Here is a 20,959-nt window from a genome sequence, read left to right on the forward strand (position 1 = left end):
ACGTTTCAGGCGAACTGAAACGTGATTTTGTCGTTTTCGGGCCTTTAGGCGCTCTGCCCGATCCCCTTTTCAGGCGGGCTGGGCGTTCTTCCATGCCCAGCCCGCCATCTTCTTGAGATTGAGGGCAGCAAAAGTAAGCATCGCCTGCATTGAAACTTTTTCAAGTCCCCGATAACGGGTCCAACGCATGCCATGCTTCTCTTTTGCGTCCGCGAACACGCGCTCGACCGTCTGTTTACGACGGTCATAGATGTTGCGGTTCAATTCCGTGTGGCGGAGGTCTTCGACCTCGTCCATATAGGGTTGCCAGAGGTGTCGCTCGATTATCCGCTGGTGCTTCTGGCTCTTCGTGCACTGCTCGAGCAGCGGGCAGTTCACACAAACCGCGGGATTCGAGACGTACTTGCGTTTCCCCTCGCGCATCGTCGTGCTGTACGTTAATAACTCGTTGTTTGGGCAGATGTAGACGTCATGGTGCTCGTCGTAGATGAAATCCTTGGTCTTGAAGGCGCCCTTCTTACCCTTCGGGCGGGTGTATGGGAAGACCGGCAGGATCCCACGGTCAATCAGCAGCTTGGCAATGGCCGGATTTTTATAGGCGGAGTCGGCGGCGACGGCGAACGGTTGAATCAGGCGGTCGGAGACCTTGTCGAGCAGATTGGGGAACGCTACACTATCGTGCACGTTACCCGGTGTGACGATAGCACCGAGCACGAACCCATGGGCGTCGCTCGCCGCATGGACCGAGTAAGCGAACTGCTTCTCACGCTCACCTTTTACGTAATATCCACTCTCAGGGTCTGTCGTGCTGACCTTGATTTCCTTCGTCTCCTCCGCCTGATTCTTTTTTGGCCCTAAGGGCTTCTTTCCACTTTCTTCGCGGTCTCGCTCGACCTCGGCATCGAGTTGTTCCTGATAGTGCTTCACCTCTTGCCGGACGGTCTTCTTGACGAGCTTCCGCTTGTTTGCGTTCGCTTTGACGTGTGTCGAGTCGACGAATAGGACGGCGCGATCGATGAACCCTGCGTCCGCAGCCTGTTCAAGGATATGATAGAAGATGTCGTCGAACAAGCTCGTGTACTGGAACCGACGCACATAGTTCTTCCCGAACGTCGAGAAATGTGGCACCTTGTCCGTGAATCCGAACCCGAGAAACCAACGGTATGCGACGTTCGTCTCGATCTCACGAATTGTCTGTCGCATGGATCGGATACCGAACAGGTACTGAAGAAAGGCCATCTTGATCAGGACGACAGGGTCGACGCTTGGCCGGCCACGATCCTCAGAATATAAGTCCTCCACGAGCGGATAGATGAACTCAAAGTCGATCACCGCCTCGATTTTTCGGACCAGATGGTCCGCTGGCACAAGCTCGTCGAGCGTGACCATCTCCAGTTGTGTCCGATTGGTTTCCGATTCTGTTGATTTCCTGATCATCCGATTCGCCTCCATAACTGTTTCTATATCTCTCATTATAAAAAAGCGACGACGGTACGAAAAGAGGGATTGATGCGTGGGCCGACTGCGGGCACGGCGAGACTTCCAGGGGATTAGCAAGCAAAGGGAGACCCAGCAGCGACAAAGTCGCGATGCGGCTCCCTGCTTGCCCCCAGAAAAGCGAGCTGTGCCCGGTCGGGCAAATAAAAAAAGACTGCAGACAATGTTTTGTCTACAGTCTGAGGGTCAGGCTTTTGCCTGACCCTTTCGCTGTGTATGTTGTAATTGCTGTTCAAATCGAAGTTGGACTAGTTCTGCCGTCGGTGCCATTCGTTCGATGAACGAATCTAAACGTTTCGCCGTGTCTCGATCTGATTCCTTGAACACGCGCATCGTTGTTCACCTCATTGATCATTGTTATGTTGCTTCTACAACAATGATTCCCGAGGGCGTGATGGCGTAAACCTCGTTCAGCCGAGGAATGTGCCAAGTTCTTCTTTAGGCAAGATGTTCCCGACGTAAAAGTCGCCGAACTCGCCATATTTGGCACTGACTTCGTCAAAGCGCATCTCATAGACAATTTTCTTAAACTGGAGCGAGTCTTCAGCGAACAACGTGACGCCCCATTCCCAACCGTCGAAACCGGTCGAGCCGCCGATGAACTGTTGAATCTTACCGGCATAGCTGCGGCCGATCATGCTGTGGCGATACATGAGCTCTTTACGCTCATCCATCGACAACGAATACCAGTTGTCTCCGTCACGGCGCGCCTTGCTCATCGGATAGAAGCAGATGTGGGCCGCTTTCGGGAGCGTCGGATAGAGACGGGCCCGGATGTGCGGGTTCTCGTACGGGTCGCCGTCCCCTGAACCGCGGTACATGCCGAGTTCGATGACAGAGACATACGAATAGCTTGGAATCATATAATCGTACAATTTCGTCTTGCGGAGGGCGAGTTCGACTTGCTCGAGCTCTTTGAACGTCGGACGAAGGACCATCAAGACGACGTCCGCTTTTTGGCCAAGGATCGAATAGAAGGCGTGACTCCCTTCACCACGTGTCTCGACATCTTCGAGTGAGCCGAGGAAAGCGACGAACTCGTCAATCATCTCTTGACGCGCGGTTGGGTCGACTGTTTTTAAACGAGTCCAATCGATGGAGCGGAAATCATGGAGCGTATACCAACCGTCTAACGTGGCGGCTGCGTGTTGCGTATCGGTTGTCGGTGTTGGTGCTGGACGTTCTGACATTAAAAAAACTCCTTTCGAGACTAGGCTTCGCTGACTATTTTACCATACACGATTGACCGCCTGGCAAATTTGGGGCTGCTGTGAGGCTAGTCACACTTCGAGCCGGGTAAAGAGGTAGAGAACAGGTTTTATGAAAACGGCTTCACAACAGCCTGTATCAGTCGATAAGATCAAACTGTTCTATCCATATAATGATTGATTTCAAGCGATTTATGACGAAATGGGCAGAATAGTTTATTTTAAAAAACGTACTGTGTATAATAAAACTCGCATATGGACGAGAGCGTCCGAGAGAGAAAAAATCCGATTTCTTCTAATCGAAAAGGAGTTCATTCACTATGAAACTATTTGACACGTTGAAACAAAAAGTCAGCCCGATTCGCCCGACCATCGTCTTCCCAGAAGGCGTTGACGAGCGCGTCCTCGGCGCCGCGGTTCGTTTGAAGAATGACGGCATGGTCGAACCGATCGTCATCGGACCAAAAGCTGAGCTTGAAGCGGTCGCTGCGAAGCACGGCTTTGACATCTCAGGTTTGACGCAATACGACCCAGCGACGTACGAAGACATCGACACACTCGTCGAGTCATTCGTCGAACGCCGTAAAGGTAAAGCGACACCGGAACAGGCACGTGAATTATTATCGTCAGACGTGAACTACTTCGGTACGATGCTCGTCCACACAGGAAAAGCAGAAGGTCTTGTCTCAGGCGCGATGCATGCGACAGCCGACACGGTTCGTCCGGCCCTTCAAATCATCAAGATGCAAACAGGCATCAAAAAGACGTCAGGCGTCTTCATCATGGTACGTGACGACGAGCAGTACGTCTTCTCGGACTGCGCAATCAACATCGCACCGGACGCGGCTGACCTCGCCGAAAACGCCTACTTGTCAGCGTTGACAGCGAAGACGTTCGGCATCGAGCCACAAGTCGCGCTCCTCAGCTTCTCGACAAAAGGTTCAGCGAAATCGCCAGAGACGGAGAAAGTCATCGAAGCGACACGTCTCGCCAAAGAGAAGGCACCAAACCTTCCAATCGACGGCGAACTTCAATTCGATGCGGCGTTCGTACCGAGCGTGGCGGCGAAGAAAGCACCAGGCTCTGAAGTAGCCGGGAATGCGAACGTCTTCGTCTTCCCAAGCCTCGAAGCCGGAAACATCGGCTACAAGATGGTTCAACGTTTCGGCGGATTCGAAGCGATTGGACCGATCCTTCAAGGCCTCAACAAGCCGGTCAACGACTTGTCGCGTGGCTGTAACGAAGAGGACGTCTACAAATTGACGCTCATCACAGCGGCACAAGCCATCGACGAGCGCAACGAAGCGTAAGTCAAAAGCATCCTTCCTGAGCGGTGGATGCTTTTTTTGTGGTCACATTGTAAACTATTGGAAAAGGGGGCGAGGAAATGGACGAAGTGGAAGACATCATCACATTGCCGGAAGGGCATCGGTACGCCATGTTCGGTGGCGGAGATGATTATCCGATCAAAACGTATTACGAAGGGGTGTTTGAAACGGTATTCGTCGTGTTTCATCCGTTTCTAGTCCCGAAAAACGACCCGACAGCGGTTGACCGTTATGTCGAGATGGATAAAAACGAGGTCGAACAGCAATTTCGGGCCATCACCTGGGCTGATATGCGTCGCCGACTTGGTTTCGATGACATCAAACGCATCGATCACGCGCTCCGGACGATGATTGGAGCGCTGAAACCGCACGCCGAAGATCAAGAAGGTGCGAATCGAATCATCGAATCTTGCGATCGCGAGAACGTACTTCCACCGGGCGAAGGGGAACTGTCTAATCTTTTAGAGAATCAGGTGTTACGAGCACTTCTTGAGATGGGAGAAAAGTGGATGTGGAGCGGGGACGAGTTCTGCACGGAACGGCATCTCATCAACATTCGGGAGACGCTAACCTCTGATACGTGGGGGGTGCGTCATCGGACGTTCTTCGGACATCAACATGATTGGCTCATCGTACCGCCTTGGGATAGCCATTTCACGTTGATTTGTGGCAGCCGAGATTGGGTCGAACAGATGGTGAAACGTTGTGAGTTGGAAGGCTTTTATTGTCAGGACGACACGACAATCAATTGGAGTTTGTTTGACGCGAAACTGAGGTAAACTAGTAGGGGACAACACTTTGAAGGGGGAACCACCATGCAAAACATCCATGCAACCGAATTACGTGAAAAACTTGAGAACGGCGAATCACTCCACATCATCGACGTCCGTGAACAAGACGAGTACGATGCGGGTCACATTCCGAACGTACCGCTCTATCCGCTGTCTGAATTTCCTGGCGTCACGGACAAGCTCGCGAAAGACAACGTCTATCACGTCATCTGCCGCTCAGGCGGCCGCAGTGTGACGGCATGCGATTATTTGGAGTCAGAAGGCTACAAGGTTATCAACGTCGAAGGCGGCATGCTCGCTTGGGACGGTGACGTCGAAGCGTGATGCTCGATAATCCATGGGTCGCCATCCCGCTGTTGATTGCGCTTTATTTGACCGTCTATACGTTCGTCAAGCGAGTCGATGGGGACAAGTGGCGGCTCGTCTGGGCGGTCTGGATCATCGTCATCGTCATGCTGTTGACGATTCGGCTCGTCCAAAGTCTATAGAAAAACGAGTGAAGCCCGCAGAGGCTTCACTCGTTTTTTAGTTATCGCGTTTATCGAATGTGATCGAAGCGATCGCATCGTGTTGGTGAATCGACTCTTCGTTGCGGCATTCGACGAAGAAGTTGACGACTTGTTTCATTTCGTACAAGTCAGCCGCGATCAAACGGACCATATCTTCAACGAAACGCGGGTTCTCGTACGCGATTTCCGTCGCACGCTTCTCATCCGGACGTTTGAGGACAGGATGAAGCGGGGCCGATGCGTTCGACTCGGCTGCCTCAAGAAGCGCGAGACGCCAGTCGAAACCGTCGAGCGAAGTTTCATCGAGACCTGCTTCAATCGTGATGTAGCCGCGTTGGTTATGGGCGCTGTACTCACTGATTTCTTTCGAGCATGGGCAAAGTGTTGTCACGTTGATGACGAGCCCGACCGTTACGCTCGCCATACCAGTCTCTAAGTTGTACGTCACGTTGTGCATGACGTCCGCGTTCATGAGACCGCTGAGACCTGTGGCTGGTGCTTTCCGGCTGAAGAACCATGGGTAACGGACCGTCAATTGACCTTCCGTCTGTTCCATACGCTCGGCGAGTTCTTGCGCGAACTCGATGAGTGAGCGGTTCGATAACGTCCAACCTTGTGTGTGGTACGCGTCGAGCTGTTCTGTCAGACGCGACATGTTGATCCCTTTACGGTCTTGGACGAGCGAAGTCGTCAACTCGAACGTAGCGACCGTCGCTTGGATACCGTCTGGCGTCTCGATGTTGACGGGGTGTTTGACGTTTGAGATGCCGACGCTGTCGAGCGCGAACAAGAAGTTTTTTGGTGTGTTTTGTAGATCGACCATTTTATCTTTTTCAGTTGGCTTCGTGCCTTTGATCGGCGGGACCGAACCGAATAATTTATGTCGTTCTGCTTTAGTAGGTAAAGCGACATGGCTTGTAGACATAATCGGATTCTCCTTTTTTGAGAGGGCAAATGACTGCCACTCGTTCTTGTTAGGATTTTATCACGAAATGTACATCGACCGGGTACCATTTTGCTCTTTGAACATGCTTTGAACGTGCTGACAAATTAAAAAACTTCAGCAATCGAAGAAAAGAAGATTGATTTCGATATGAATCGGGAATAAAATGTTCCTGTGAACTTAAAAAATAGATCACTATTAAATATGAAGGAACACAACAAAAAAGGGGATGTTTTTAATGGATTGGCAGTTAATCCTGCAGTACGCCTGGATCATCGTCGTACTCGTCGGTCTCGAGGGGCTACTTTCTGCAGACAACGCGCTCGTCTTGGCGGTCATGGTCAAGCACTTGCCGCGGACAGAACAGAAGAAGGCACTATTTTACGGATTACTCGGAGCGTTCGTTTTCCGCTTCATCGCATTGTTCTTGATTTCATTCTTGATTAACGTCTGGCAAGTCCAGGCGCTCGGTGCGCTTTACTTGATTGGAATGAGTGCGCGGCACCTGTATATGACCTATAAAGCCCGTAAGATGGATCCGAAACAAGATCTCGCCGCTGAGGCGAAAGAAGAGACGGCCATCACGGAGAAGCCGGTCACGAAGAAAGAGTTCTGGTGGACGGTCGCCAAAGTCGAGTTCGCCGATATCGCCTTCGCGGTCGATTCGATTCTTGCGGCGGTCGCACTTGCGGTCAGCTTGCCGCCGCTCGGTCTCGGTGAGATTGGTGGCATCGACTCAGGTCAGTTCTTCGTCGTCTTGACAGGTGGACTCATCGGGGTCATCTTGATGCGTTTCGCTGCTCGAGTTTTCGTCAAGCTGTTGCATCAACGTCCGACACTCGAAACGGCCGCCTTCATCATCGTCGGCTGGGTCGGTGTGAAATTGACGGTGCTCGTTCTCGAACACCCTGGCTTCAAGGAATTGATTGCCGGTACACCGTTCGCGTTCATGGGTCTTCCGGACGGATTCGTCCACTCGACGGCATGGACCGTGTTCTTCTGGTCGGTCATGGTCGGTATCGCGGTATGGGGTTGGTTCTCTTCAAAACCGACAGCGGTCAAACATTAAAAAATGGTCTCTCGCCTTTATGCGAGAGACCATTTTTCATGCCGTGACGTCTTGTTTCTCGTAAATCGGCACCCAGCCCTCTGTCGTCACGAAAATGCGGACGGCGACGACTTTGCGGTCGTCTTGGAGCGTGAAGTAGTGGCGCGTGTTCACCGGCACCGAGATGAGGTCGCCCGGGTTGAGCTCGATGTTGAAGTAGCCGCGCTCGGCGTCATCGATGGCGAAGATGCCATGGCCGCTGACGATGAAGCGGACCTCGTCATCCGTGTGGTGGTGTTCTTTTTGGAAGTTGACGAGCAGTTCGTCCAAGTTCGGCGTCGCATCCGACAACGAGATGACGTCTGCCGTCTCGTAGCCGCGGCGCTCCGATACGTCGCGAATTTCGTAACGGAACGTCGTCAAGATCGCTTGTTTGTCCTCGTCCGTCAACTGATAGTTCTCTTGCAGGTTTTCCGGGAGCTTTGTGATATCCCACTGCTCGTACAAAATCCCGCGAGACTCTAAAAAGGCACTCACTTCAGTTTGATCGACGTAACGCTCTTCGGTTTGTTGGAAATAGACAGTTGCCATGGTTGGTTCCTCCTTATGAATGGACGCCTAGGGCGCGTAGTTTTAACGTATAGCTGAACAAGAACTCGTAAGCCTCTAAATAGCGTTTGGCCGCGGCCGGGGTCTCGCCCCAGACGGTGATGCCGTGATTGCGGATGAGGACGGCACCGGCGTTTGCCCGGATATGAGAGGCGAAAGCGGCCGCGAGCGTCGGGATGTCCGCATCGTTCTCGATAATCGGTACGCGGACGACCGCATCCTCGTCCCAAAAGCCGAGCGCCTTGATGATTTCTTGACCAGTAAAGACGACTTCGCCGGTGGCGGCATGGAGCTCGGAGATGACGTTATTGTCGACCGTATGGACGTGAAGCGAACACGTCGCGTCCGTCCGATTGAACACTTCGACGTGGAGCAGCGTCTCGGCGGATGGACGACCGTTCTGTTCGCCAATCAAGCGTCCGGCCGCGTCGACGTGAACAAAGTCGTCCGGCGTTCGTTTTCGTTTATCGCGTCCGCTCGCCGTGACGAGAAATTCGAGCGGGTCGTCGGACACGCGAATCGCCAAATTCCCACTCGTTCCGGGGAACCAGTCGCGGGCGGCGAGTTCGTCTTTAATGTCGGCGAGTTCAAGCCAACGTGCCGCAAGGCTCATACGGCCACCTCCTTCAAGTGATGGGTGATGTCGTCAAACGTCTCGAACGGGGCGTAACGGATGCCTGCGTCTTCGCAGAGCGTGATGAGTTGACCTCGGGCGTAGACGAAGTCGGCACGCTTCGCGACCTCGAAGTCGGTCACTGAGTCGCCGATGACGATTAAGCGGTCGGCGGGATTGACGATGCGGCGAGCGAGCGTCGGTTTGCAACAGCCGCAATCGTTTGTACACTGTTCGTCGCAAGCGTGCGGCCAAGCGACGCCTACCGTCTCGTCGGAGAAGTCGGCGACGTTGCAGTAGATGTGCTCGGGATCGACGTAGCCTGCTAAAATCGGCTGGACGAAAAAGTCCATCCCGCCGCTGACGACGTCAAACTTCCAGCCGTGGGCCCGAACCTGTTCTAAAAATGACGGGAACCCTTGGCGGAGCGTGATCCGCTCCAACAAATAATCGCGGTAAGCCGGGGCGGCCTCGCTCGGCAATAGTTGAAACATTTGACCGACGCCGGAGCGAATGGAGATCCGTTGCTCGAGGACCGCATCTTTCAACTCGACCCAAGCCGGAGGCGCGAACGCCTTCATCAACGCGATGATATTGTCTTCGGCCGTGATCGTCCCATCGAAGTCGCACAGGATATGGACCGTCATCGGGGCGCCCACGCCTTCAACGCGGTATCGAGTTCGTCCGTCTGGCCTTCGGTTTGACCGAGGACGTGAGTGATCGCTTGTCGGAACGCACGAGCCCCGGCGGCTGCGCCGTCCGGATGACCGTGAATCCCACCGCCGGCGTTGATGACGACATCCGTTCCAAAATCACGGATGATATCGGCGACGAGTCCCGGATGAATCCCAGCTGACGGGACCGGTAAAATCGGTTTCGACCAATGTGGTTCGGTGCTCAGGTCACGAATCGCGAACGCCTCGTCCCGCGGTGTCGCAAGGGAGCCGTACGGTGACGGGAAGAGCGTCAAATCGGCCCCCGCGAGGCGTGGGAGTTTACCGAGCAAGAGCGAATGACTGATTGACCCGGTCAAGGCGCCGGCGAAGGCCGGATGTGCCAAGATGGGGACACGGATATCTGGGTCGTTCGCAAGTTCGCGCAGTGCGTCAAGACCGTACGTATAGACGTTGAATAAGAGCGCCGTCGCACCGGCCTCGATGAGACGGAGCGCTTGGTCACGCAGACCGAACACGGGGCCGCTCAGCGTGATGGCATAGAGGACACGCTTCCCGGTTGCCTCGAAGTGGGCTTGAATGACATCCGCTCCGACCCGGGCCCGTTCAAGCGACGGGGTGAGCGGGTTGTCGTATAAAATCTCGTCGTCTTTGACGATATCGATGCCTCCGGCGAACTGATCGCGGAGTTGTTGCTCGAGAAACGCGAGGTCACGGCCGATGACACCTTTGAAGATGCTCATGACGAGCGGGCGATCATGGACACCGAGTAAATCGCGAATCCCGTCGACGCCGAACTTGGCGCCTTTGAAATGGGGGGCGAGTGTCTCGGGCAACGTCAAATCGATTAACCGAATCGAATCGTCGAGGGACAGTTTCCCGAACGTCGTCGTCAAGATGGATGAAAAGTCAGGGCTGACATTATGTAACGGATAGCGAATCGTGAAGCGGCTCGTCGTGTCCGTATGGGTAGTCGACACGACCTCACCCCGGTACGTCTGTAACTGCTCTTGCTCTAAGTGAGGCAGCTCCGTCCATGTGCCGACGGTCAGCTCGAGGGCGATTTTGTCGGCGACGGTCGCGACCGCGTCCGTTCGTTTGATTTCATATGTGGCAGTGATACTCATATGGTTCCTCCTTCCAGGCAAACAAAAAATGACCCCATGCCGAGGCAAGAGGTCATCATAAAAAATGAACTCTTATCTCTCAGCTTTCGCTGCAAGAATTAGCACCGTGCCATCTCTGGTCGGTTGCTGCGACATCATCGGGCTCGTCCCTCCGTCTGCTCTTGATAAGAATGTGATTTGAAGTTGTGAAATTTAATTGAATTTTTGCATAGATTCGTCACGTCGTCAATTCCTTTTTTTCCAAAAAAAATATTCTGGGAAGTTGTTTCCATATATGCACAAAAAAAGACGGAGGTGCACCGAGAAAATGACGTTGACAATTGTGACATCGAGTCCGTAATATTCATCACATAAGTTCACCGAATCGAATAATACACTCTTATCGCGAGTTGGCAGAGGGAATTGGCCCGATGACGCCGCAGCAACCGACCACTAGGCACGGTGCTACATCCACCAGACGAATGTCTGACAGATGAGAGGAACAACCATTTTGGCTGTGCCTCTTTCTCGCGGAGAAAGGGGCTTTTTTTGTGGGCAACGTACAGGAAGGGGAAAACATCATGTCATATCAACCATTTACAGAACAGACCGTCGTCGAGCACGTCCGTCAGTTAGGATACTTGCAAGAAGGAATCGCCGAGTGCGAGGAGATCGGGGACGGCAACTTGAATCTCGTGTTTCGGATTCGCCAAGGCGAACAAAGCCTGATCGTCAAACAGGCGCTCCCATACGCCAAAGTCGTCGGCGAGAGCTGGCCGCTCACGCTCGAACGGGCATGGATTGAACAGTTGGCACTCCGTGAATTTGCGACGGTCGCGCCGCGGTTCGTCCCGGCCGTCCTCGGCAGCGATCGGACACTCGCCTACACGATTATAGAAGATTTGTCTGATTATGAGATTGTCCGCACCGGCTATTTGAACGGGGAGAGCTACCCGGAACTCGCCCGTCATGTCGGTGAATTTTTAGGCGAGACGCTGTTCGCGACGTCGGACTACGCGGCGGGACCGATCGCGAAGAAACGGATTGAACGTGACTATTACAACCCGGAACTGTGTGACATCACCGAGAAGCTCATCTTCACCGACCCGTTCAAAGACGCGGAGTCGAACAACATCGAGGCGGCGCTTCAAGAAGATGTCGAACGCCTCTGGCAAGACCAGGCGTTAAAGGTCGAGGTGACGAAACTGAAAGTTGGGTTTGTCACGAAACATGAGGCGCTCCTGCACGGGGACTTACATACGGGCAGCATCTTCGCGACCCAGCAAGAGACGAAAATCATCGATCCAGAGTTCGCGTTTTACGGACCGTTCGGCTTCGACCTCGGCCAAATCATCGCCCATTTGACGTTGTCGACGTTCCATGACCCGCTCAAACGCTTCGAGCGTTTCACGGACGCCTTGACGGTGTGGGAGACGTTTGAGAAGACGTTCCGGGCCAACTTTGAGCGTGCCGTCGAGCCATTTAACACAGACGGCTTCGTCGACGAGTTGTTGCGGACGATCTTCAGCGACACGATCGGCTACGCCGGTTGCGAGCTCATTCGCCGTGCCGTCGGACTGGCCGGTGTCGCAGATCTCGAGACGTTGCCGGAAGCGACGCGGCTCGAACGAAAACGTGATGCGCTCGCCCTCGGGACGGCGCTCATTAAAGAACGCCACAGCGTCGAGTCGATTGACGATTTGGTGACGCTCTTGTCGGGGGTGCGCGTATGACGGTTCAAAACATCCGTTTCCATCCGCCGACGGACGAACTCATCGTATTGGATCAGACGTTGTTGCCGCATGAAGAGCGCTACGTGACGATTGAGACGCTCGAACAGGCCGAACATGCCATCGAGACGCTCCAAGTCCGAGGGGCCCCGGCCATCGCATACTTCGGGGCGTTCGTCCTCGCCAAAGAGGCGGGCCGGTTAGTCGATGACCCGGACTTCACGCGTCGGCTCGACCTCGTCGGACGCCGCTTGATCGCGACCCGGCCGACGGCGGTCAATCTACAAAACGTGATCGAATCGCTCCTTGATTTAAATGTCGGGGACGACTTTGAGGCGATTGCCGAGGAAATCAAACGCCGCGCCATCGCCCTGTACGACCGTGACGTCGATACGTATCGGGCCATCGGAGAACATGCACTGACGGTGTTGCCGGCCGGAGGGAACGTGTTGACGATCTGCAACGCCGGTGCCATCGCGACATCGCGTTACGGCACGGCGCTCGCGCCGTTTTACGTTGGAAAAGAACGCGGCGTATCCTTCAACGTCTTCGCCTGTGAGACGCGGCCGCTCCTGCAAGGGGCACGCCTCACCGTCTGGGAGCTCGACCGGGCCGATATCGACGTGACGCTCATCACCGACAATATGGCGGCTTGGACGATTCAGTCAAAACGAGTCGATGCCATCATCGTCGGAGCCGACCGCATCACACGGACGGGGCACGTCGCCAATAAAATCGGGACGTTGCAGCTCGCCGTCCTCGCCAAGCATTACGGCATTCCGTTCTATGTCGCGGCACCGCATTCGACGTTCGATTTGACGGCGGACGACACGATTGAAATCGAGGAGCGGAACCCGTCAGAAGTGACACATATCGGTGGTCACCCGACGGCACCCGTCGGCATCACCGTCTTCAATCCGGCGTTCGACGTCACCACACCGAACCTCATCACCGGACTCATCACCGAGGCGGGTGTGTTCGAACCGACAGAAGCTGCCATCACACATCATGTAGGGGGAACGATTCATGTCTAAAAAACTATTGATTTTGTTATTCACATTCGTCTTGGCGCTCGTCGGTTGCACGAACGAGCAAGCGGCACCATCGAAGCCGGCCGAGAAGACGGCAGAGACGAAACCCGTCTCGGTCTCGAACGGGACGTTGCCGAAGGATATCGACGTCGCCTTGATCATGCAGATGTCGATTGGGACGTTCTCGTCGCAGTATATTAACGGGGTGACGGAACAAGTCGAATCGTTCGGCGGCAACGTGAAAGTGTACAACGCCGACAACGATCTGTCGAAGATGGCGAGCTACGTCGACACGGCGACGACGCAAGGCGTCGATGTCATCTTGATTGACCATGGCCGCGCCGATGCGTTGAAAGAACCGGTCCAACGCGCACTCGACAAAGGCATCAAAGTCGTCGCGTTCGACAACGATTTGACGAACGACGGGGTGACCGTCATCGACCAAGACGACTATTCGCTCGCCTGGCGTTCTCTCAAGGCACTCGCCGAAGATTTGGACGGCGAAGGCAACATCGTCACGATTTGGGTCGGTGGCTTCACGCCGATGGAACGACGCCACACGATTTATGATGCGTTCTTGAAACGCTACCCGGGCATCACGGAAGTCGCCAAATTCGGTTCGGCGACGAACAATACGGCGCTCGACACACAGAGCCAGATGGAAGCGATTTTGAAGAAGTATCCGGAAGGCGAGATTGATGCCGTATTCGCGATGTGGGACGAGTTCGCCAAAGGGGCGAGCCGTGCCATCAAACAAGCCGGACGCGATGAAATCGCCGTCTATGGTATCGATTTGAGTGACGAAGACCTGCAGCTCATGCAAGAGGACGGTAGCCCGTGGAAAGTGACGGCGGCGACCGACCCGGCTGAAATCGGACGGATTCAAGTCCGGTACGCGTATCAAAAATTAGTGGGCGAAGAGACACCGTCGATTCATTCGGTCGACCCGTACCTCGTCGATCGTGACGTCTTGCCGGACGAGAAAGTGACGATGGACGACCTTGGCCAATACGTCCCGAACTGGGGCGCATCAGACGCGGCCTGGTCGGACTGGATGAAAGGGACGGACTGATGTTGCGGCTTGAACGCGTCACGAAACGCTATGGCGACGTCACGGTGCTCGCCGCTGTCAGCTTCACGCTCCGACGTGGCGAGATTCATGGATTGCTCGGGTTGAACGGGGCCGGAAAGAGTACGCTCGTGAAGCTGTTGAGCGGCGCCATCACCCCGACGTCCGGGACGGTCGAGCTCGACGAGGCGGCGGTCACACTCACACCGGCCGAGGCGATTCGCCGCGGGGTCATCACGGTGTCGCAAGAAGTCGATGACGCCCTCTACCTCGATTTACCGGTTTATGAGAACGTCGTACCGTGGCAGACGATTGAACGAATTCGTCCTCGCGAACTAAAACGGCGAGCGGCTACCTATTTGGAACGTGTCGGGCTAGAGATTGACGTGACCGAACCGGTCGGGCGTTTCCCGCTCAGTGTCAAACAACGTGTCTTGATTGCCCGGGCACTTGCGAGTGATGCGGCCTATCTCTTGCTCGACGAACCGACTGCCGCACTGTCGACAGATGATGCGGCAGCACTGCTTACATTATTGCAATCGCTCGCAGAGGACGGTGTCGGCATTCTTCTCATCACTCACCGGTCAGATGAACTGTCGTGCGTCACCACGACGACGACGTTCCTCCGGGACGGGCGCATCGCTTACGAAGGGCCATTTCAGGCATTGTCAGAACAGGAGATCCATACGTATTTGAGCGGATCCGACATGGCAGAAGCGTTAGAGAAAGCCGTTCCGGAAACCGAGATGCGGATTCAGGCAGACCTCACGTTACCGACGTTCGGGACGAAGCTTTCGTTCACGGCGTATAAAGGTGAAGTCGTCGGCATCGGCGGCGTCACTGGGAGCGGGAAGACGGAGCTGATTGAGGCGCTATTCGGTCTCTCCGGTGTCGAACAACAAGTGACGTTGGACGGGAAACCGCTCAAGATTCGTGAACCGCGTCAGGCGGTCCGGTCCGGGTTTGCCCTCGTACCAGAAGAACGCCGGAAACAGGGGCTTTTCCTCGACGATTCGATTGAACGGAACGTCCTCGCGATTGAAGGGAAGGCGAACGCGATCACAAGCGTATTGGTCTCCCTGCGAGTGAAATACGACCAGGTCGGGCAACCGGTCCGGGAGCTGAGCGGGGGGAATCAACAAAAAGTCGTCCTCAGCAAATGGCTCCTCGAGGACCGGGACGTCTATCTGCTCGACGAACCGACGAAAGGCGTCGACGTGACGGCGAAACGGGATATTTATGAACTCGTCACCCGCCTCGCGAAAAGTGGAAAGACTGTCATCTTTACGTCGAGTGAACCGCATGAACTAGAATTGGTCGCCAACCGGACGCTTTGGCTCGACCGCGGCCGTTGGCAACAGAAAGGAGGCGTCTAACATGGCCCAACTCGTCATCAAACAACGCACGAAACGCTTCAGTGGCATCGGTCAATACGGGACGCTGTTCGCGATTCTCGCACTCATCGCCGTCTTCGGCGTGACGAACGACCAGTTTTTGACGTACGCGAACTTTAGCGACATCATCAAATCCGTATCGATCGTCTCACTGCTCGCCCTCGGGGTGACATTCTCACTCATCGTCGGCGGATTCGACTTATCGGTCGGTTCGACGGCGAGTCTCGCGACAATTGGTGCGGCATCGAGCCTCGTGTTACATAGTCAAGAACTGCTCGTCGCTTTGCTCGTCCCGATTGCCCTCGGCGTGCTTGTCGGGCTGTTGAACGCGCTCGTGACGATCAAGTTCCGGTTGCCGGATTTGCTCGCGACGCTCGCCATCATGTACGTCATCAATGGGGTCCAATTGACGTATACAAAAGGATTCTCGATTTACGACAACATGCCGATTGAAGGAGGGACGGCACCGGGACGCTTCATCCCGTCGTTCCTCTTCATCGGCCAAGGCTCGATTGGTCCCGTTCCATTCGTCGCCATCTTGATGATTCTTTTCTTCGCCGGGGCGCATCTGTTTTTGACATATTCGAAGACAGGACGTGAGTTTTATTACGTCGGCTCGAACGTCGAGGCGGCTCGCCGTTCCGGCATCGCCGTCACGCGTATCAAGCTGTACGCGTACGTGTTGAGTGGTCTGTTCGCCGCCATCGGCGGGATCATCTTGGCGTCACGCATCGGTACCGGACAAGTATCGGCCGGGGCACCGCTGTTGATGGACGCTGTCGCGGCCGCCTATATCGGTTACGCCGTCTTCGGCACCGGACGACCGAACGTCGTCGGCACGTTAATCGGTGCCGTCTTGATTGGGATTTTGTTGAACGGGCTGACGATGTGGGACGTGCCGTATTACGCACAAGACATCGTCAAAGGCGCAATTTTGATTGCGGCGCTCGGCTTGTCGTACATCCAAAAGAAACAGCTCACATAGAAAAAGTCCTCAGAACGCTTGGTTCTGAGGACTTTCTTGATGTTCCATCTGAATAAAAGTGAATATGCTTCCGTTCGTTGATTGTTGAAACGAACCGGTCTGCGTGAACCCGCACGTCTCATAGACACGGATCGCACGCACATTGAAGGCGGCGACGGACAAGGTGATGCGATGGGGCGAGTACGTCACTTTGACGAAGTCGAGAATCGATGTGACGAACGTTCGCCCGCTCCCGTTCCCGGTCAAATCGGGTTTCATGCCGAGACCGATATCAACCGTCTCAGCATCCGGTTGCGTGACGCTCAAAAATCCGACGAGCTCACCGTCGGACGTGATGGCGAACACCGACTGTCCACGCTGTTCGGCGTTTAAAAATTCGGCTAAATCGTCCTTGTCGGCCTCCATATTATAAAAGGAATAATCCCCTTCATAGTGCCACGTGTAGGCGATCGTTTCGGCCTGTGGCTGGGTCAGGACAGCGAATTGATGGGTCATTTGAATTTCCTCGTTTCACGAACAGGATGTAGTGCTACACTCATCATAGCACCACCAACTTGGAAAATGAGGTGATTACATGGGAATCAAGCTAGATATGATTGGCATCGTCGTCGAAGACATGAAACGGGCGCTCGATTTTTACCGTTTGCTCGGCCTGTCAATCCCGGAAGCAATGGATGGGGAAGCGCACGTCGAAATCGATGACGGCGGTGTCCGGCTCGCCTTCGATACGGTCGAAGTGGCGGAGTCGGTGTATGGGGAATGGAAACCGGCGACGGGGCACCGGGTCGAACTCGCCTTCTTATGCGATAGTCGGGATGAGCTGGATGCGCGCTATGAAGCGATCGTCGGGCAGGGCCATGCCTCGCACCGCGAACCGTGGGATGCGTTTTGGGGACAACGTTACGCCATCGTCATCGATCCGGACGGAAACCTGATCAGCCTATTCGCAGCATGACAAAACCCGCGCCGGAGATTCGGCGCGGGTTTATTCGTCGTGTGTCTCGCCCCAAGAGCAGAGCGCCTTCATGGCTGGTTGCAGGCTGAGTGCGCCCTCGGTGAGCGAGTATTCGACGTGAAGCTGTTTCTCGGTCGAATAGTCGATGCGGCGGACCATGCCAAGTTGTTCGAGTTCACGGAGTTGGTCGGTCAACACTTTACGGCTGACGTCGGGGATGGCGCGCTGAACCTCCGAGAAGCGGCGGGGGCCGTTCTCGAGCGTACAGTACACTTGAGGCCGCCATTTACCGCCGATGATGTCGAGCGCCTTATTGACGGGGAACGGGGTCGTCATGTTCAATTCGCCTCGCTTTCGGGTAGTTACTTGAATGTGCGTACTATTTTTCTTGCTTCGATGAAGGTATCGTATCGTTATCCAACAAATTGAGCAAACAAAAAGGAGCGGATGACAGTGACTTATCCACGTACATTCTCACATATCGGACTATCGGTGCCGAGTGTGGCGGAAGCAGTGAAATTTTATGAGGACGTGATGGGCTGGTACACCATCATGCAACCATCGGACGTCGTCGAGGACGACTCGCCGATCGGTGTCATGTGCACGGACGTATTCGGACCGGGCTGGGGCAGCTTCAGAATCGCCCACATGTCGACGGGTGATAAGATTGGCATCGAGCTGTTCGAGTTCCCAAATAATGAGAAGCCGGAGAATAATTTCGAGTTTTGGAAGACGGGTATTTTCCACTATTGTGTTCAAGACCCGGACATCGAAGGGCTCGTTGAGAAAATCGTCGCCCATGGCGGAAAACAACGGATGCCAATCCGGGAATATTACCCGGGCGATAAACCGTACCGGATGGTGTATTGTGAAGACCCGTTCGGCAACCTCGTCGAAATCTACTCGCATTCCTATGAACTGACATATTCGGAAGGAGCGTATTGAGCATGAAGGCTTGGCTACTTGATCAACCTGGATTAGAACATCTACACATCGGTGAGGTGGAGCGACCGACACCAGATGCGGGCGAATTGCTCATCAAAGTCGAAGCGGTCGCGTTGAACCCGGTCGACTATAAAGTCGGCACGAACGGCAACTCGAACTGGTCGTACCCGCACATCCTCGGGGTCGACCTCGTCGGGGAAGTCGTCGAAGTCGGCTCGAGCCTCGCCAACATCATCACCGGTTCACGTGTCGCCGTCCATACGAGCCTCGGAAACAACGGTGGTTTCGCCGAGTATGCGGTCGTTGATGCGCGCGCCTGTGCCGTCGTTCCGCCTGACGTGAGCGATGAGGCGGCAGCGGCCATCCTCTGTGCCGGTATGACGGCATATGAGGCGGTCATGCAGAAGTTGAACACGCGCGACAAAGAGACGATTCTCGTCCACGCCGGGGCGGGCGGAGTCGGCGGCTATGCGATCCAACTTGCGAAGAAACTTGGGCTTAAGGTGTTCACGACGGCGTCGCCTGACAATTTTGACTGGGTGAAAGCGCTCGGTGCCGATATCGCCATCGACTATAACACGGAAGACGTGACGGAACGGATCATGGAAGAGACGGACGGCCGCGGTGTCGACCTCATCTTAAACACGGTCGGTCGTGACGTCGCGACAGCCGACCTCGACCGGCTCGCCTTCAGCGGACAGCTTGCCTACATCGCCGGTCCACCGGATACGTCGAACGTGAAAGGCTTTACGCTCTCGCCGTCCATCCATGAGGTCGCCCTCGGTGCGGCCCACGCGAGTGAGGATGAGCGCGCCATCCGCAACTTGGCGTATATGGCCGAAGAGTTGATGAAGCTGCTCGAGGCGGGCGAGTTGAACAATCTCGTCACGGACGTTTTGCCGTTCGATCGGTTGAAAGATGGTTTGGAACAACTGCAAACACGAAAAGTACGCGGGAAATTGATTGTCCGGGTACGCGATTAATGATGGTGCCTCTTGTCTATGGACAAGGGGCCATTTTTGGAGGGGATGACATGAATTTACGAACATCGTATCAACAGACGTCGCATCAGTTGAGCGGTCACGGCAGACGGAACGTCGGCGTCTTGCAGCAGGCGTTCGCCGACGTTGACCCGAATCAGGCGAGCGATCATTACGGGACGGGCGAAGCGATTGAGCGGTTCGAGCAGAAACTGGCGCAAGAACTCGGCACGGAAGACGCCATCTTCTTCCCGAGCGGCACGATGGCGCAACAGATTGCGTTACGGATTTGGGCGGACGAGACCGGAAATCGAAACGTCGCTTATCATCCGCTCTGTCACTTGGAGATTCATGAACAGGACGGGTTGAAGGAGTTGCATCACCTCGAGCCGATGTTGATTGGGGACGACAAGCGGTTGATGACGATCGACGAAGTGAAGGCGTTGCCGGACGTCGCCTGCCTGTTGATCGAGTTGCCGCAACGGGAGCTCGGAGGATATTTGCCGCCGTTCACCGAACTTGAGGCGATCAGTCATCATTGCCGAGAGCGAGGGATTCGTTTGCATCTCGACGGGGCACGTTTATTCGAGACACTCCCGTATTATGAGAAGACGGCAGCGGACGTATGTGCCTTGTTTGATAGCGTCTACGTCTCATTCTACAAAGGTATCGGCGGCATCGCCGGAGCCATCTTGGCCGGACCGAAACCGTTCTGTACCGAGGCGAGAGTATGGAAACGGCGGTACGGCGGCGATTTGATCGGACTATATCCGTACATCATTCCGGCTGACTATTACTATGAGTTGCGAAAAGACCGGATGGGGACGTACTATGAACAGGCGAAGGAACTGGCGCGTCGCTTCAATGCGCTTGACGGGGTGTGGACGACACCGGACGTACCGGTGACGAGCATGTTCCATCTTCATATGAACGGCAGTACGGAAGCTGTTTCAAGTTGGATCGAACGTGTCCAGACGGAGACAGGCATCGGCATCACCGGTTATGTCGTGCCGCATAACGGCTATTGTTCGACCGAAATCAGTGTCGGTGACGGGGTTGGGGAGATTGATGAATCTCAACTCGCTCGACTATTCGAACAATTAGAGCGATGATGGGCTAGAAAGAAGGGAAGTTATGAAACTAGACTTAGAGAAGACGGTCGATTCGCAGTACATCCAGCAACATCTCGCGAATGAGCGGACATTCCTCGCTTGGATCCGGACGGCGATCACGGTCATCGGAATCGGTTTTCTCGTGACGAACTTTCATTACTATCGAAGCGAGAACTTGAGCGGGGCCGAGCATCAATTGATCACGGCGATCGGCATCTTGTCGATTATCTTCGGGATTGCGACGATCCTCGTCGGGACCCGGTCGTATTTGAAAAAGGTCCATACAATCAACTCTCAGCAGTTCAAGTCGGCGAAGATGAGCCTCGTCGCGCTCGCCATCGGGATGGTGTTCATTTTCACCTTGATCTTGATTGTCAGCTACTTCTTATTTTAATGAAACAAGCACCGTGCCTCGAGAGGGACGGTGCTTGT

25 protein-coding genes and 2 riboswitches are annotated in these 20,959 nt (G+C 54.7%); of the genes, 15 read left to right on the forward strand and 10 right to left on the reverse strand.

Features of this window, described 5'->3' with window-relative positions; genetic code table 11:
* Window positions 1-69 precede the first annotated feature (69 nt).
* The 3 genes from NMQ00_RS01740 to hemQ all read right to left on the reverse strand — a co-directional run bounded on the left by NMQ00_RS01740 (window position 70) and on the right by hemQ (window position 2,687).
* Entirely contained in the window at window positions 70-1,437 is a 1,368-nt protein-coding gene (locus NMQ00_RS01740; protein WP_255177220.1) for an IS1182 family transposase, read from the reverse strand.
* Between the two features lie 246 nt (window positions 1,438-1,683).
* The gene (locus NMQ00_RS01745) at window positions 1,684-1,830 is read right to left on the reverse strand and encodes a hypothetical protein (protein ID WP_021066006.1); all 147 of its coding nucleotides are present in this window, start codon (window positions 1,828-1,830) and stop codon (window positions 1,684-1,686) included.
* A 77-nt stretch (window positions 1,831-1,907) separates the two neighbouring features.
* Complete coding sequence (gene hemQ, locus NMQ00_RS01750) at window positions 1,908-2,687, reverse strand: hydrogen peroxide-dependent heme synthase (protein WP_255177667.1); 780 nt, start codon at window positions 2,685-2,687, stop codon at window positions 1,908-1,910.
* A gap of 338 nt (window positions 2,688-3,025) precedes the next feature.
* Here hemQ and pta point away from each other — a divergent pair, with 338 nt between their 5' ends.
* The 4 genes from pta to NMQ00_RS01770 all read left to right on the forward strand — a co-directional run bounded on the left by pta (window position 3,026) and on the right by NMQ00_RS01770 (window position 5,312).
* A complete protein-coding gene (pta, locus tag NMQ00_RS01755; protein ID WP_034779454.1) occupies window positions 3,026-4,015 on the forward strand; it encodes a phosphate acetyltransferase in 990 nt (329 codons plus the stop codon).
* A gap of 77 nt (window positions 4,016-4,092) precedes the next feature.
* Window positions 4,093-4,812 carry a DUF2711 family protein gene (locus tag NMQ00_RS01760; RefSeq protein ID WP_255177668.1) on the forward strand — a complete coding sequence of 240 codons (720 nt, stop codon included), beginning with the start codon at window positions 4,093-4,095 and terminating at the stop codon, window positions 4,810-4,812.
* Window positions 4,813-4,848: 36 nt separating this feature from the next.
* A complete protein-coding gene (locus NMQ00_RS01765) occupies window positions 4,849-5,148 on the forward strand; it encodes a rhodanese-like domain-containing protein (RefSeq protein ID WP_255177669.1) in 300 nt (99 codons plus the stop codon).
* Window positions 5,145-5,312: a hypothetical protein gene (locus tag NMQ00_RS01770; RefSeq protein WP_255178739.1), complete on the forward strand. Its 168-nt coding sequence runs from the start codon at window positions 5,145-5,147 to the stop codon at window positions 5,310-5,312. The genes NMQ00_RS01765 and NMQ00_RS01770 overlap by 4 nt, the downstream gene beginning before the upstream one ends.
* A gap of 37 nt (window positions 5,313-5,349) precedes the next feature.
* Here the strand turns inward: NMQ00_RS01770 and folE2 are convergent, their stop codons facing one another.
* The gene (gene folE2 / locus NMQ00_RS01775; RefSeq protein ID WP_255177670.1) at window positions 5,350-6,258 is read right to left on the reverse strand and encodes a GTP cyclohydrolase FolE2; all 909 of its coding nucleotides are present in this window, start codon (window positions 6,256-6,258) and stop codon (window positions 5,350-5,352) included.
* 256 nt (window positions 6,259-6,514) lie between these two features.
* Here folE2 and NMQ00_RS01780 point away from each other — a divergent pair, with 256 nt between their 5' ends.
* A complete protein-coding gene (locus NMQ00_RS01780; RefSeq protein ID WP_255177671.1) occupies window positions 6,515-7,345 on the forward strand; it encodes a TerC family protein in 831 nt (276 codons plus the stop codon).
* Window positions 7,346-7,381: 36 nt separating this feature from the next.
* Here NMQ00_RS01780 and NMQ00_RS01785 read toward each other — a convergent pair whose 3' ends face one another.
* Genes NMQ00_RS01785 through NMQ00_RS01800 form a run of 4 tightly spaced genes read right to left on the reverse strand, consistent with a single transcriptional unit; the run spans window position 7,382 to window position 10,347 of the window.
* Window positions 7,382-7,915: a cupin domain-containing protein gene (locus tag NMQ00_RS01785; protein ID WP_255177672.1), complete on the reverse strand. Its 534-nt coding sequence runs from the start codon at window positions 7,913-7,915 to the stop codon at window positions 7,382-7,384.
* Window positions 7,916-7,928: 13 nt separating this feature from the next.
* Window positions 7,929-8,546: a methylthioribulose 1-phosphate dehydratase gene (locus NMQ00_RS01790; RefSeq protein ID WP_255177673.1), complete on the reverse strand. Its 618-nt coding sequence runs from the start codon at window positions 8,544-8,546 to the stop codon at window positions 7,929-7,931.
* Complete coding sequence (locus tag NMQ00_RS01795) at window positions 8,543-9,193, reverse strand: 2-hydroxy-3-keto-5-methylthiopentenyl-1-phosphate phosphatase (protein WP_255177674.1); 651 nt, start codon at window positions 9,191-9,193, stop codon at window positions 8,543-8,545. The genes NMQ00_RS01790 and NMQ00_RS01795 overlap by 4 nt, the downstream gene beginning before the upstream one ends.
* A complete protein-coding gene (locus tag NMQ00_RS01800; RefSeq protein ID WP_255177675.1) occupies window positions 9,190-10,347 on the reverse strand; it encodes a 2,3-diketo-5-methylthiopentyl-1-phosphate enolase in 1,158 nt (385 codons plus the stop codon). Before NMQ00_RS01800 ends, NMQ00_RS01795 begins: the two co-directional genes overlap by 4 nt.
* A gap of 69 nt (window positions 10,348-10,416) precedes the next feature.
* Window positions 10,417-10,518, reverse strand: a riboswitch (SAM riboswitch).
* Between the two features lie 205 nt (window positions 10,519-10,723).
* Window positions 10,724-10,826: riboswitch (SAM riboswitch) on the forward strand.
* A gap of 81 nt (window positions 10,827-10,907) precedes the next feature.
* Between NMQ00_RS01800 and mtnK the strand changes: the two genes are divergently transcribed.
* The 5 genes from mtnK to NMQ00_RS01825 are packed head-to-tail and all read left to right on the forward strand — an operon-like array spanning window position 10,908 to window position 16,535.
* A complete protein-coding gene (gene mtnK / locus NMQ00_RS01805; RefSeq protein WP_255177676.1) occupies window positions 10,908-12,059 on the forward strand; it encodes an S-methyl-5-thioribose kinase in 1,152 nt (383 codons plus the stop codon).
* Window positions 12,056-13,090, forward strand: a complete 1,035-nt coding sequence (mtnA, locus tag NMQ00_RS01810) for an S-methyl-5-thioribose-1-phosphate isomerase (protein ID WP_255177677.1) — start codon at window positions 12,056-12,058, stop codon at window positions 13,088-13,090. Before mtnK ends, mtnA begins: the two co-directional genes overlap by 4 nt.
* A complete protein-coding gene (locus NMQ00_RS01815; RefSeq protein ID WP_255177678.1) occupies window positions 13,083-14,159 on the forward strand; it encodes a sugar ABC transporter substrate-binding protein in 1,077 nt (358 codons plus the stop codon). The genes mtnA and NMQ00_RS01815 overlap by 8 nt, the downstream gene beginning before the upstream one ends.
* On the forward strand, window positions 14,159-15,532 hold the full coding sequence (locus NMQ00_RS01820; RefSeq protein ID WP_255177679.1) for a sugar ABC transporter ATP-binding protein: 1,374 nt from the start codon (window positions 14,159-14,161) through the stop codon (window positions 15,530-15,532). Before NMQ00_RS01815 ends, NMQ00_RS01820 begins: the two co-directional genes overlap by 1 nt.
* 1 nt (window position 15,533) lies before the next feature.
* Window positions 15,534-16,535, forward strand: coding sequence for an ABC transporter permease (locus NMQ00_RS01825; RefSeq protein WP_214833522.1), 1,002 nt, complete (start codon window positions 15,534-15,536; stop codon window positions 16,533-16,535).
* Window positions 16,536-16,544: 9 nt separating this feature from the next.
* On the opposite strand, the gene NMQ00_RS01830 is transcribed toward NMQ00_RS01825, so the two are convergent.
* Window positions 16,545-17,030 carry a GNAT family N-acetyltransferase gene (locus NMQ00_RS01830; RefSeq protein WP_255177680.1) on the reverse strand — a complete coding sequence of 162 codons (486 nt, stop codon included), beginning with the start codon at window positions 17,028-17,030 and terminating at the stop codon, window positions 16,545-16,547.
* 79 nt (window positions 17,031-17,109) lie between these two features.
* Between NMQ00_RS01830 and NMQ00_RS01835 the strand changes: the two genes are divergently transcribed.
* A complete protein-coding gene (locus tag NMQ00_RS01835) occupies window positions 17,110-17,490 on the forward strand; it encodes a VOC family protein (RefSeq protein ID WP_034779425.1) in 381 nt (126 codons plus the stop codon).
* A 30-nt stretch (window positions 17,491-17,520) separates the two neighbouring features.
* Here the strand turns inward: NMQ00_RS01835 and NMQ00_RS01840 are convergent, their stop codons facing one another.
* Entirely contained in the window at window positions 17,521-17,826 is a 306-nt protein-coding gene (locus tag NMQ00_RS01840) for a winged helix-turn-helix transcriptional regulator (protein ID WP_255177681.1), read from the reverse strand.
* A 117-nt stretch (window positions 17,827-17,943) separates the two neighbouring features.
* Between NMQ00_RS01840 and NMQ00_RS01845 the strand changes: the two genes are divergently transcribed.
* The 4 genes from NMQ00_RS01845 to NMQ00_RS01860 are packed head-to-tail and all read left to right on the forward strand — an operon-like array spanning window position 17,944 to window position 20,921.
* Window positions 17,944-18,435, forward strand: coding sequence for a lactoylglutathione lyase family protein (locus tag NMQ00_RS01845; RefSeq protein ID WP_214754523.1), 492 nt, complete (start codon window positions 17,944-17,946; stop codon window positions 18,433-18,435).
* Window positions 18,436-18,437: 2 nt separating this feature from the next.
* On the forward strand, window positions 18,438-19,418 hold the full coding sequence (locus NMQ00_RS01850) for a zinc-binding dehydrogenase (protein WP_255177682.1): 981 nt from the start codon (window positions 18,438-18,440) through the stop codon (window positions 19,416-19,418).
* A 50-nt stretch (window positions 19,419-19,468) separates the two neighbouring features.
* Window positions 19,469-20,527 carry a threonine aldolase family protein gene (locus tag NMQ00_RS01855; RefSeq protein WP_255177683.1) on the forward strand — a complete coding sequence of 353 codons (1,059 nt, stop codon included), beginning with the start codon at window positions 19,469-19,471 and terminating at the stop codon, window positions 20,525-20,527.
* Window positions 20,528-20,549: 22 nt separating this feature from the next.
* Window positions 20,550-20,921: a YidH family protein gene (locus NMQ00_RS01860; protein ID WP_021066029.1), complete on the forward strand. Its 372-nt coding sequence runs from the start codon at window positions 20,550-20,552 to the stop codon at window positions 20,919-20,921.
* Window positions 20,922-20,959 lie beyond the last annotated feature (38 nt).

It is taken from the genome of Exiguobacterium aurantiacum, assembly GCF_024362205.1.
Taxonomy (GTDB): Bacteria; Bacillota; Bacilli; order Exiguobacteriales; family Exiguobacteriaceae; genus Exiguobacterium; species Exiguobacterium aurantiacum_B.

Excerpts from the sequence above, each read along its gene's own strand:
- NMQ00_RS01740 (WP_255177220.1), bottom strand. The coding sequence starts at position 1,437 with ATGATCAGGAAATCAACAGAATCGGAAACCAATCGGACACAACTGGAG.
- NMQ00_RS01745 (WP_021066006.1), bottom strand. The coding sequence starts at position 1,830 with ATGCGCGTGTTCAAGGAATCAGATCGAGACACGGCGAAACGTTTAGAT.
- hemQ (WP_255177667.1), bottom strand. The coding sequence starts at position 2,687 with ATGTCAGAACGTCCAGCACCAACACCGACAACCGATACGCAACACGCA.
- pta (WP_034779454.1), top strand. The coding sequence starts at position 3,026 with ATGAAACTATTTGACACGTTGAAACAAAAAGTCAGCCCGATTCGCCCG.
- NMQ00_RS01760 (WP_255177668.1), top strand. The coding sequence starts at position 4,093 with ATGGACGAAGTGGAAGACATCATCACATTGCCGGAAGGGCATCGGTAC.
- NMQ00_RS01765 (WP_255177669.1), top strand. The coding sequence starts at position 4,849 with ATGCAAAACATCCATGCAACCGAATTACGTGAAAAACTTGAGAACGGC.
- folE2 (WP_255177670.1), bottom strand. The coding sequence starts at position 6,258 with ATGTCTACAAGCCATGTCGCTTTACCTACTAAAGCAGAACGACATAAA.
- NMQ00_RS01780 (WP_255177671.1), top strand. The coding sequence starts at position 6,515 with ATGGATTGGCAGTTAATCCTGCAGTACGCCTGGATCATCGTCGTACTC.
- NMQ00_RS01785 (WP_255177672.1), bottom strand. The coding sequence starts at position 7,915 with ATGGCAACTGTCTATTTCCAACAAACCGAAGAGCGTTACGTCGATCAA.
- NMQ00_RS01790 (WP_255177673.1), bottom strand. The coding sequence starts at position 8,546 with ATGAGCCTTGCGGCACGTTGGCTTGAACTCGCCGACATTAAAGACGAA.
- NMQ00_RS01795 (WP_255177674.1), bottom strand. The coding sequence starts at position 9,193 with ATGACGGTCCATATCCTGTGCGACTTCGATGGGACGATCACGGCCGAA.
- NMQ00_RS01800 (WP_255177675.1), bottom strand. The coding sequence starts at position 10,347 with ATGAGTATCACTGCCACATATGAAATCAAACGAACGGACGCGGTCGCG.
- mtnK (WP_255177676.1), top strand. The coding sequence starts at position 10,908 with ATGTCATATCAACCATTTACAGAACAGACCGTCGTCGAGCACGTCCGT.
- mtnA (WP_255177677.1), top strand. The coding sequence starts at position 12,056 with ATGACGGTTCAAAACATCCGTTTCCATCCGCCGACGGACGAACTCATC.
- NMQ00_RS01815 (WP_255177678.1), top strand. The coding sequence starts at position 13,083 with ATGTCTAAAAAACTATTGATTTTGTTATTCACATTCGTCTTGGCGCTC.
- NMQ00_RS01820 (WP_255177679.1), top strand. The coding sequence starts at position 14,159 with ATGTTGCGGCTTGAACGCGTCACGAAACGCTATGGCGACGTCACGGTG.
- NMQ00_RS01825 (WP_214833522.1), top strand. The coding sequence starts at position 15,534 with ATGGCCCAACTCGTCATCAAACAACGCACGAAACGCTTCAGTGGCATC.
- NMQ00_RS01830 (WP_255177680.1), bottom strand. The coding sequence starts at position 17,030 with ATGACCCATCAATTCGCTGTCCTGACCCAGCCACAGGCCGAAACGATC.
- NMQ00_RS01835 (WP_034779425.1), top strand. The coding sequence starts at position 17,110 with ATGGGAATCAAGCTAGATATGATTGGCATCGTCGTCGAAGACATGAAA.
- NMQ00_RS01840 (WP_255177681.1), bottom strand. The coding sequence starts at position 17,826 with ATGACGACCCCGTTCCCCGTCAATAAGGCGCTCGACATCATCGGCGGT.
- NMQ00_RS01850 (WP_255177682.1), top strand. The coding sequence starts at position 18,438 with ATGAAGGCTTGGCTACTTGATCAACCTGGATTAGAACATCTACACATC.
- NMQ00_RS01855 (WP_255177683.1), top strand. The coding sequence starts at position 19,469 with ATGAATTTACGAACATCGTATCAACAGACGTCGCATCAGTTGAGCGGT.
- NMQ00_RS01860 (WP_021066029.1), top strand. The coding sequence starts at position 20,550 with ATGAAACTAGACTTAGAGAAGACGGTCGATTCGCAGTACATCCAGCAA.